The sequence below is a fragment of the Candidatus Margulisiibacteriota bacterium genome, assembly GCA_041650635.1.
GTDB lineage: Bacteria > Margulisbacteria > WOR-1 > JAKLHX01 > JBAZKV01 > JBAZKV01.
The window spans coordinates 1-10,673 of the sequence record JBAZKV010000035.1 but is presented as its reverse complement, the minus strand read 5'-3'; the positions used below and the strand labels follow the sequence as shown (position 1 = coordinate 10,673).

7 protein-coding genes are annotated in these 10,673 nt (G+C 48.8%); 4 read left to right on the top strand and 3 right to left on the bottom strand.

Annotated elements, in window-relative coordinates:
* Both WC490_07820 and WC490_07815 read right to left on the bottom strand, forming a co-directional pair.
* Positions 1-670: hypothetical protein (locus tag WC490_07820; GenBank protein MFA5098507.1), on the bottom strand; the 670-nt coding region annotated here is incomplete at its 3' end.
* Between the two features lie 651 nt (positions 671-1,321).
* Positions 1,322-2,389 (bottom strand): NAD(P)H-binding protein, encoded by a 1,068-nt coding sequence (locus tag WC490_07815; protein MFA5098506.1) that lies wholly within the window; start codon positions 2,387-2,389, stop codon positions 1,322-1,324.
* A gap of 623 nt (positions 2,390-3,012) precedes the next feature.
* Here WC490_07815 and WC490_07810 point away from each other — a divergent pair.
* Complete coding sequence (locus tag WC490_07810) at positions 3,013-6,966, top strand: hypothetical protein (GenBank protein ID MFA5098505.1); 3,954 nt, start codon at positions 3,013-3,015, stop codon at positions 6,964-6,966.
* Positions 6,967-6,969: 3 nt separating this feature from the next.
* Here WC490_07810 and WC490_07805 read toward each other — a convergent pair whose 3' ends face one another.
* Entirely contained in the window at positions 6,970-8,949 is a 1,980-nt protein-coding gene (locus WC490_07805) for a S8 family serine peptidase (GenBank protein MFA5098504.1), read from the bottom strand.
* A gap of 95 nt (positions 8,950-9,044) precedes the next feature.
* On the opposite strand from WC490_07805, the gene WC490_07800 reads away from it, so the two are divergent.
* The 3 genes from WC490_07800 to WC490_07790 all read left to right on the top strand — a co-directional run.
* Positions 9,045-9,299 (top strand): hypothetical protein, encoded by a 255-nt coding sequence (locus tag WC490_07800; protein ID MFA5098503.1) that lies wholly within the window; start codon positions 9,045-9,047, stop codon positions 9,297-9,299.
* Positions 9,300-9,332: 33 nt separating this feature from the next.
* Positions 9,333-9,704, top strand: a complete 372-nt coding sequence (locus tag WC490_07795) for a response regulator (GenBank protein MFA5098502.1) — start codon at positions 9,333-9,335, stop codon at positions 9,702-9,704.
* A 1-nt stretch (position 9,705) separates the two neighbouring features.
* A partial coding sequence (locus tag WC490_07790) for a HAMP domain-containing sensor histidine kinase (protein MFA5098501.1) occupies positions 9,706-10,673 on the top strand: 968 nt, incomplete at its 3' end.

Here is a 10,673-nt window from a genome sequence, read left to right as displayed (position 1 = left end):
TTCCAAAAGAATCCAGAAGATAAATGTCCTCTTCCGAAAATATCCTGGCCTCTGCCCTGTCTGAGCCTATCAAAAACCCTATGAGGCTGCCGTTCTTGGCCGAGATGCTGGGGACAAGGACGCCGACACCTTCTTTTCTCATAAGCGAAAGTATGGGGCCTTCTCCCATCTCATCGGCCACCAGAGTGGTTTTTGTTGTTCTTATGGCGCTTATGCGCGGGTCGCTTTCGTCAAACACAGAGTTCCTGAATGAGGCCAGGTCGCCCCTGGCGTCCCGGCATTCATACTTTTTGGTCTCCTCATTGACGATAAAAACCGCCGCGCCTTTTAACTTAAAGACCTTTATGGCCGATCTTGTTATGTATTTTGAAAGCTCGTCTATGTCCATGAGCTCTTTTATGCCCTCGGAAAACCGCATGGCCACCTGGTTTGCCAGGTACTGCTTCTTAAAAACGGTCCTTTCTACGGCGTTCTGTACTATCTCTATCAGCGGCGCAAATATCACCGCCAAAAGAAGAATTGACGGAATAGTAAGCCACAGCACATTGTAATAGGGCATATTTTTGTAAGCCATCTCGGCGCCTGTGACTATCGCAATATACAGTGCACTTATTATTGCGGTGACTATCGCGTAAACGAGGCCTTTTTTGATTATGATGCGGATATCCATAAGACGGTATCGCGTAATTGTATAAGCCAGAGTAAGACCATAAAGAACATTAAGCCAATTATCAATTGGGACGATTAAAATATTGAAGATCATCACATAGTATGTCATTGCGGCAATTACTATAGTGATAACGGAAAAAAGAAGGTGTTGAAATTTGTTTGAATTGCGCTTGTCCGATATGATTGCAGAAATCGTTCTTGAGATGGTAAGATAACCGCACCATCCCAGAAAGACCATAAAAAAATAGTATAGAGGGCCAGGGACAGTGATAAATCTAACCCCATAATAAGATCGTATGCCCTGAGAATATAAAGGTGTAAAAACGCTAATGGCCAGAATTGTGGAGACAAGATAACAGATCTTGATAAATTTTGTGCTTTTTGCATTAACTATCACAAATATGATGTGCACAAACAAAGTTGGGCTAAATACCGCAAATACATTTAAGAATTTATCCCAAAGCGGCAGATATCTTTGATCTATTATGTGGCTTTCTCCAAAGCACCCAAAAAGCCAGAGAGCTATCACCGTATTAGATATAAGAAAAATCCTATAGACCTTGTTGGAAGGGTCTTTGTGAAAAACAAAAATACCAATTGCAAATAGTATTAGAGAAGCCGAGAGAGCAGAGACAGCATAAACATTCATGGTTTAGTTTTTTGCGTTTTCTCTAATCCTTTTAATGTCCGACTTTGTTACGGTTTTTCCAAAACTCTTAAATTCCGACAAGGAAAACCCATGTTTTACCCCGAGGGAGGTAATCTCTTTTACCTTGTCTATATCCAATCCTCTGCCAAGAGTATAATTTTCAAATCTTCCTTCAAAAGCAAGGATCATGGTCTCGCTAAGACACGCATACGCGATTTCTTGAGGCAGTCCAATATCAAGATCTATCTTCATATTCCCGGGAGGTTTAATAAGACCGCCGTCTATGACCAGCACATCTCCCCTTATCTTTTTTGATTCAAAAGAAACATTCCTCGGAATAGCAACATCACAAACCAATGCGCCCTTTTTAAGATCCATTACATCAACTAAAATCTGGGGAGCGCTTGTTGCGGTTATAACAATATCAGCGTCGGCTATTGCTTCTTTGATATCCTTAGATGTTAGAACAGTTGAGACTCCTTTCTTTTTGAGACGGTTTTGAAGCTCTCCCAATCTTCGCTGGTTTCTTGCCACTAGGACAACCTCTCTGGCAGTTTCTGAAAAATTATACGAGCAGATGCTCCCTATAGATCCAGTAGCCCCGACAATAGCGACCTTAGCCTTATGAACACTGATACCCATCAGATCAGCAGCCTTATTAGTAGCTTCTATTGTCATTGCCGCTGTGTAACTGTTACCTGTAGTCACCGCAATATCAAGTTTATTCGCAACCATTTCTCCCTGATTCCCCACCACAGAAGTTAACCCTCCAAGCCCAACAATTCTCGCTCCTTTGGACTTAACTAAGTCGCACGCCTCGACGATCTTATTGATCACGAACTTTGTATCCAAATCAAGTATCTGATCTGGGAAAAGTGGGACCAAAGCAAGATATCCTTCGATCTCCTCTCCATTAACAGACTTGACCCCGGTAATATTGGACGCAAAGATCGGCTTTGACACCATCATGTGTTTTTTGAGATCTTCTATTGGAACGCCGCTTGACTGCGGATTAAATTTGAACCACAGGTCGCTATTCAAAGGATATCCTATAAAACCAAATTTCTTCATTATGCTAAACCGCACCTATTGAAAGGGGTGTAAGTGGAATCGGCAAAGAAATACTATCGCCATCTCTGAACGGCAGGAAAAACATCAATCCCGCGCTGTGCGCTGTATTAAGCGTAAACTTCACCTTTACTTTGTTTGTAACAAGTATCGTCAGGTGAAACTCTCTGGTCTTCACGCCTTCACCAAAATTTAGAGTGAGTTTATCATAATTCCCCGCGTTTGTCCATTGTATTCAAGGCATTTTCTCAAACATGAGCCATTCTTATATATGTCCACTTTTCTTTTATCGAAAAGAAAAGTGGACAGAAAAGAAACTCGTTAAGGGCTCCGCCCTTAACAATCCCGCGATTGCCGCAAGCTCCTCCAGGCATATATCGAGTCCTCATACGGACTCGATTGACATCGAATTGTCTAATGCTTTTTCTGTTATTCATACTGCGTGTCGTCGCCCAAAGCGGCAATCGCCCTTTCCCATTGGTTTTATTTAGGGTCCTGGCTGTGCGGATCTATTAGCATCTTGGCAGCTCGAGGGTCATTGGAACCGAACAAGCTTTTCGCCTAAAATTGTTCTGGGTTTGATTTGTTGCTATTTAACCTGCCTCTTGTTAGAATTAACTATCAAAATGCGACTAAAAAGCCTTTTAACGGCGCTGCTCCTGCTGGCTGCGGGAGGGGTTACTTTTTCTTTTGGAGACACCTATCCCCAATTTGACATAAGCGGCTACAAAAAATGGGAGTTTTACCAGATCAAATGCGAGCCGGCCTCCAACATGCTACTGGCCCAGACCCACCTTGGAGGGCTGTCCTCCAGTTTGGGGCTTGCCGGGCCCTGGCAGGAAAGGCTAAAACTGCTTATCAGCAGCAAATTAAGCGATAGCCTTACGGTATCCTATGATATTGAACAGGAGCCGGAATCCCCGCAGGTTTCCAATGTCAAAGTAAAGTACGACAACAGCGAGCTTACCTTTGGCGACTTTAACGCCGTCATCTCCGGCAACGAATTTGCCTCCACCACCAAGTATGTCAACGGCGTCATGATAACTTCTAAGGACGAAAATTACGACCTGACCCTTATCCCATCGGCCAAGGTCAAAAGCAATAACCAGAAACTGCAGACCGGCTACGGCAACAACACCAGGGGGCCCTACAGCCTTGGCCGCGGCTCTATAGTGGAGGGCTCGGAGCAGATCTATCTGAACAACATCAAATTGAACCGCGGGATAGACTATGTCATGGATTATTTTGAGGGCAAGATCACCTTTTCCAAGATCCTTATCCCGACAGACCAGTTCACCTACACCTACGAGTACACAAATATAGTGGACCTGTTCTTCCCGACTATCTCAAAAATGGACTTTTTTGCGGCGCAGGCAAGGGGCAACTTGAGCAGATACTTCTTTGCGCCCGGGCCTGTAACTCTGCCAAAAAGGACGACAGTCGAAGCCAGCGAGATATTCCCTTCGGACGCTCCGCCCGCAATAAGCCCCGAAGCTCTGGCTTCCTCGGAAGCAGCTAAAGCGGCTTCCGGCGAAGTGCTGGGCCTTTTCCGGCTAAAGCATTTTCCCGTCGTGGAGTTCAGCGAAAAGGTGATCTACGAGGGCAGGATACTGAAAAAACTTGAGGACTATTCCATCAACTACGACAGCGGCTCGCTTGCCCTGTTCGTGGACCGGCTCCCGGACGAAGAAGACCCCCTGTCCGTTTCCTATTCTTACTATATCGTTTCCAGCGAGGCCGAAAACCTTTCGGGGTTGGACAGCAGAGGCCCTTATCAGCTCAGGCACACCGGAGTGGTCAAGAACAGCGAAGAGATATATGTTGACGGCATAAGGAACTTCAGGGACATAGACTATACCATCGATCATATGTACGGCAAGGTCACTTTTAAAGCCAAGCTGGCCACCGCGGCAAAGATAAGCGCCTCATACCTTTACGCCGTAAGCGCCGAAAAAGAGGAACTGCAGGCGGTCAACAAACTTTCGGTCGGCGCCACATACATGAAAGAGGCCGCAAAACAGGGAAGCACTTCCCCTACCGCCATGGTTTCCGAATCAAAAAAAGGAAGCGACCTTGTGAACGGCGTGCTGAGCCTGAAAAATTTCCCTCTTGACTCTACCCAGGCAGTTACCGTCAAGGTCAACGGCGCCGATTATACCGCTTTTTATATACCGACCTCCGATGCCGCTTCCATGCAGCTGCCGTATGTCAACGATAAAAATGATTCTTCAGACGGATATTCCACGGGAGGCATAAAGTTTACAGGGACGCTTTCCTCAACAGACGAGATCATTGTCACATATTCCTACAAGAAAAGCGTGGTTGGCAAGTTTACCGGTTACGGCAACGGAGGAACGGGACCCTATTACCTTACCACCGCGACCAATGTGGTTCCGGGAAGCGACAGGCTCCAGGCCTGGACCACGGGAAGTTCTGTTATCGAAACATACACCCGCAACGCCAGCAAGGAGGTCTATTCCGGGAACTACTCTTTCAATTACAATTATCCATACACCCCGTACATTACTTTTAACGACCCGTTCCCATCCAACAAGAATTTTACCGTGACCTTCTACTATGTGCCGGCCTCTGAAACAAATTCCGAAGAGACCTTGAACCACGATGTGGTCGGAGTTGATGCCGAGGCCCGCATAGGGGATGTTCTGGCCGTGGCCGGCGCTTTTGGCAAAAGCAGGACCGACCAGGTCACCGTTTTTGAGTCCTCCTCGGACACCATCAAGGGCAACAACACCAGGGGACCTTATTCCCTTTCACACTCAAATGTTGTAGAGAACAGCGAAAAAATATATGTGGACGGCTGGCTCCGCAACAAGGACATCGATTACTTTATCAATTACGCCAACGGTCAGGTCACGTTCTACTATATAAGCATCAATCCAACCAGCACAATAACCGCCGATTACAGCTACAGGTCCTCTTCCGGCAGTTCCAGCTCCAAAGACATCATAGAGGGCCACGCCTACAAGGCCGAAGCCGTTACCCGCATCGGGGGCCTGGAGCTCGGCGGCTCTTACAGGGAGATGGAGCCCGATTTTGCTCCGCTTGGCTCCACAACAATAGGGTCCGGCAGCCAAAAGAAGGAGATCAGGGCTAAATTCGGCGTTGGCAGTTTTACGGTGATCAACTCAACATTGATAGAGACCAAGAACCAGATAGGGACCAACAAGGGCTTCTATAACTGGAGCACGGACAGGAACCTTGGCATAGCCACCGCTCCGTTCGGGCTTTTTACGGCAGGCATTAATTACAGGAACACCAAAAGCATGGACGACATTCTTCCGGGAGCAGCCGCGCATTCGGTGGATTCCGGCTCCAATGCGCTTTCCGCGGCTCTGGCGCTGACCGACATAACCTACAGGGGTTTTACCTTTAAGAACAGGAACGACTTTACAAAAACGGAAGCGGTCAACAACCTGGACGGCTCAAGGAGCCTGGTCTCTTTTTTCCACACGGGCAACACCCTCAACATTCTTAACAAGGCCAATTTCGGCATTGATTACCAGATGAGCGAGCCCCACACCGCTACCTCGGAATCCAGCACATACCACGAGATCTCCAGGGACCTGACCTATGATTTTGACTGGGACCTGACTCTTCCGCCCATAAAGAGGCTGGCCACCAGGGTAAAAGTAGTGTCCCACGAGCAGAAGAACCTGCTGACGGGGACCCCGAACAACACGAAAAACGAGTCGTTCAATGTCGTGTTCGATCCCATATCAATGCTCTCGACCTCTTATGACAAGAACAGGCAGGAGACCCAGAGCGTGCAGGAATCCCTGCCAAATCCAAAGATAGAAAGAAGCAATATCAACATCAGGTTCACCCCGCTTTCCATGATAGCCCTGTCCTATGGAAAATCGGACGACGATTCCATGCAGGAGACCGGGGCTTTCAGCAACGGCTCCCAGAGGAACCTGGGGGTGGACCTGTACCCGTTCTCCTTTCTCCGCCTGGGCTCAAAATGGAGCACTCAGAACCGGTTCACTAGGTCTTTTTCCTCCACTCTGGAGATAGACACGGTGCTTGCCTCCGAGTCCAGGGACTTTAACGCAAGCCTTACCCCTTTGTTTTTGCCGACGCTCAACACGCAGTGGATCTTTGAGGATTACAACAACAACGACAATACCGGCGCGGTCAACACCAAAACTCAGAACGTGACAAAAAAATATTGGACCTCGTTCTCGCCGCTTTCGTTTTTGTCGCTCTCGGTCAACTATGCAGAAAAGATCACCAAGGACCTTATCCTTATAGCCGAAAAGCCCAAGACCGTGATAGACGCTTCTGCCAATATAAGGCTGGTCAGCTGGGCCACTCTTACCTACAACTGGCAGCAGGAAAGGAACCTTGGCGAAGTGCAGGCCGGAATAGTAACGAACTATGACATACTAAAAGTGACCAGCGATTACAGCCTCAACATAAGCCTGCCGCAGTCAAATGTGGTGCTTTCCAGCATAACGGTAAAAGCCAACTTTAAGAACGTGCTCTATACGGATTACTTAAACCCGCTCAACAGTTTTAACGCCAGCATGGCCACGCTGGAAGGGGCGCTTAATTTCTAGGCTTTATTTGAGGACTATGAATTTTCCCTTGGCTGTCTTGAATGACCCGGCATCGTCCCTGAACACTATCTGGTAAATAAAAGTTCCGTTGCCTACCTTTTCGCCAAAGGAGTCGGTTCCGTCCCAGGCAACGCTGTTATAGCCAAGCAGCCCCGAGTAAGAGATCTGCCTGATGGTTTCGCCGGAGGTGTTAAGTATCCTTATCTGGGCCTGAGCCGGCCTGGACAGATAAAAAGAAAAGTTCATATCGCCGGCCCCCGTATAAGGGCTGGGACAGGCGCTGCTGTTATCCACGGTCAGCGAATCCTGGGCGGTAACGCTTGCCTTGGTAAGTGAGGACGGCGCTCCTATCGGGAAGGTCGAACTGTTGGAAGCGATATCGACGGCTTTTATATAATACTCCACATCGCTGTTTACCGCAGAGGCAGGGATAACGCCCCTGTAAAGGGTGCTGCCGGCTTCGCAAGACATGGTTTGCATCTCCCAGACATTGTCCGAGTTCCTGTAATAAAGCTGGACAGTGGGAGTGGTGGTGCGGTTATCCGTAACGGTGGACGCTACGGTCAGCTCCTCTCCATACCCTGCCGATGTGACAGGAGTATGGTCTATCAGCGGCGGGTCCGTGTCCGGACCGGTGGAATTTGTGACCGCCTCAAAAGCGTCCACTCTTCCCCAGCCATAGTCGTTGTTGGGAAAAGTGGTCCCGCTCATCCTGTGCGAATTGTTCTTGATTATGGCCTTGACCTCTTCCGCCTCCAGGGTGGGATTTGCCCCCAGCATAAGCGCCGCAACTCCTGCCACATGCGGGCTGGCCATGGAAGTCCCGGAACTAGCCGAATAGGAACCGTCATTCCAGGAAGACCTTATGCCGCTTCCCGGAGCGCTTATGTCCGGTTTTGTGTAAGAGACCGAACTCCAGACCGAGGGGCCTCTAGAGCTGTAACTGGCCACAGTATCCGAGCCGTCCACTGCGCCCACTCCAAGCGCTTTTGGAACATTGCCCGGGCTGGAGGTTGTGTTGGAAGACGGACCGCTGTTGCCTATGGCGCAGATAACCGGTACCCCCAGCAGGTCGTTCCATCTGTCGATCTGGGTCTTCCATGCGTCAACTGACTCCCCGGCAGAGTCCCCCAGTGACAGATTGATCACCTGCGCTCCGTTGTCTATGAGCCATTCCACTCCTGCCCAGACTTGCGCATAAGAAGATGTGTCCTTGGATGGGTCCAGTGGGTCCGGATCAAACACTCTTGCCACCAGAAGAGAGGCCTGCGGAGCTACGCCGATATACTTTCCAGATGCGTTGCCTCCGGCTATTATCCCAGCCACATGGGTGCCGTGCCCCTGGTAATCAGCGGCTGTGTCCGCGACTTTGGTCCCCGAATCGTCAAAATACGCCTCTTTGACGACTTTTCCGGACAGGTCCGGATGGGTAGAAAGGCAGCCGGTATCGGCTATCCCGACTTTTACGCCGGCGCCTCTGATACCATAGCCGGTCCACACTTCGTCGGCCCTTATCTGTTCAATGTTGGCCTCAAGGGTCGTGGACGCAAAAGTTCTCATAATCGGGGCCGGTTCAACTTCGGGCTGCGGAGGGAGATACAGCTTCCGGTTAATGATCACTCTTTCGACATCACTCCTTTTTGCAAGCTCCTCAAGGACCGAACCTTCCGCCACTATCAAGAAAGCATTGAATGTCCAGAACCTTTTTGTGGAGGAGACTTTACCTGTCTTTTTCCCGGCAGACAAAAAGTCTGACACGCCCTTCTGGCTTGAGCGTGTAAAGCTGTCCAAGAAATCGGCCCTTTCTTTGCGGCTTTTCGGCAAAAAGGCAGTGTCAACATCCCCTTTCATGTAGACTATGGCGCTTAACTTTTTCCCCGGGGACGCCTTCATCTGCCGGACAACGGCCTGGTCTATCTTTGCCGCAAAGGCGCCGGTCCAAAGGAACAATGACAGGAACAGGAAAGCTGTTATTCTCTTCATTTTTTAAAGTATAACAAATATCCCCGCCGCTAACAATATTTATCTTGAAAAGACTAAGGGAGATGATATAATTACATTGCCGGCAAGGAGAATATATGGAGAGCGCCCGCAAGGATCCCGACTCAAAGCTTAAAGAAAGCATCAAGAAGTTTGCCCAGGCGTACAAGGCGCTTAATCCGCAGGCAAAGACGGCATTTCAGAGCCAGCTCAACGCCCAGATGGGCGGCATGGACGCAAGGACCAAAAAGCTCTACGAATCCCTTGTCGATGCCACTAAAAAAGGCCTTGACATAGAAAAAACCATCGGGGAAATGGAAGAAGCCGACAGAAAAGCCAGGGGCGGTCTCTAGGCCCTGGGCTGATATCTCTGGACCATTACAGCCATGAAAAACATACTAGTTGTCGAGGACGTAGAAGACCACCTTGAGATAGTAAAGCTCATACTGGAGCAGCACAATTACAGCATCATCACCGCGGCCAACGGAAAAGAAGGCCTTTTATCGGCGCAAAAGAACAAACCCATGCTTATACTCCTGGATGTGATGCTGCCCGAGATGAACGGCTATGAGGTCTGCAAGGCCATCAGGGCAGATGAGAACATCAAGGCCACGCCCGTCATAATGCTGTCGGTAAGGTCCAATCCCGAAGATGTCGAGGCCGGTTATGCCGCAGGGGCCAACGAATACATGACAAAACCTTTCAATCTTGAAGAACTGATCAAGAAGGTCAAAAAACATCTTGGAGAGGGGGCCTAAAATGGCAAAAGGCGGCTGCAACTGCCTCTGGGTCAGGCTTACCGGCACTCATCCGTTCAAAAGATGCGCCTACTGCGAAAAGAACGTCCAGGAATGCTTTGGCATCCAGTTCTTTGTCATAGCAACCGGCATCATAAGCCTTCTGGTCGTAATGTTCACCATCCGCGATCTTCCGATCCTGGCAGTCGAGATAACCCTGATAATTGCTTTTCTGATCGCGCTGCTGACCCTGATAGCCAACAAGGAAACCAACGAGATAATAATAGGCAATGCCCTTTTGCGCGGACTTAACGAAGAACTGGAAAAAAGAGTGGAGGAACGCACCAGAGAACTGCAGCTCCTCAATGTCGAGCTGCAAAAGGCCCTGCGGGTCAAGTCCGATTTTTTGACCAATATCAGCCATGAGCTCAGGACCCCGCTTACCGCGGTAATGGGCTACTGCGACATCTTTATGGAAAAAAAGATAGGGGAAATGAACGAACAGCAGTTAAAGTTCATGACCGCCATACAAAAGAACAGCAAAAACCTCCTGTCGCAGATAAACAACCTGCTTGACCTGGCCAAACTGGAGGCGGGTAAATTGTCAATGAACGAGAAGGATTTTGATCTTCCAAAACTGGTGAGCGAAGCCACCGTTTCGGTGGAGCCTATGGCGTCAAAAAAGAACATCTCCATAACCACGGACCTTGACCCTTGCGCCCAGACCGTTTTCGGGGACCCGGACAGGCTGGAGCAAATACTGATAAATCTGCTTGATAACGCCATCAAATTTACCGACTATGGAGGAAAAATAAAGATAATCAGCAGGGACCTTGGACAAGAAGTTTTGATCTCCGTAGAAGACAGCGGCATAGGAATTAGTCTTGAGGATCAGAACACGATCTTTGAAAAGTTTAAACAGATAGAAAACTCTCTTTCGCGCAGATATCCCGGAAGCGGCATAGGCCTTGCCATAGTAAAAAGCCTGGT

Bases quoted from the DNA above. Each gene is read 5' to 3' on its own strand.
- WC490_07815 (MFA5098506.1), bottom strand. From the start codon at position 2,389: ATGAAGAAATTTGGTTTTATAGGATATCCTTTGAATAGCGACCTGTGG.
- WC490_07810 (MFA5098505.1), top strand. From the start codon at position 3,013: ATGCGACTAAAAAGCCTTTTAACGGCGCTGCTCCTGCTGGCTGCGGGA.
- WC490_07805 (MFA5098504.1), bottom strand. From the start codon at position 8,949: ATGAAGAGAATAACAGCTTTCCTGTTCCTGTCATTGTTCCTTTGGACC.
- WC490_07800 (MFA5098503.1), top strand. From the start codon at position 9,045: ATGGAGAGCGCCCGCAAGGATCCCGACTCAAAGCTTAAAGAAAGCATC.
- WC490_07795 (MFA5098502.1), top strand. From the start codon at position 9,333: ATGAAAAACATACTAGTTGTCGAGGACGTAGAAGACCACCTTGAGATA.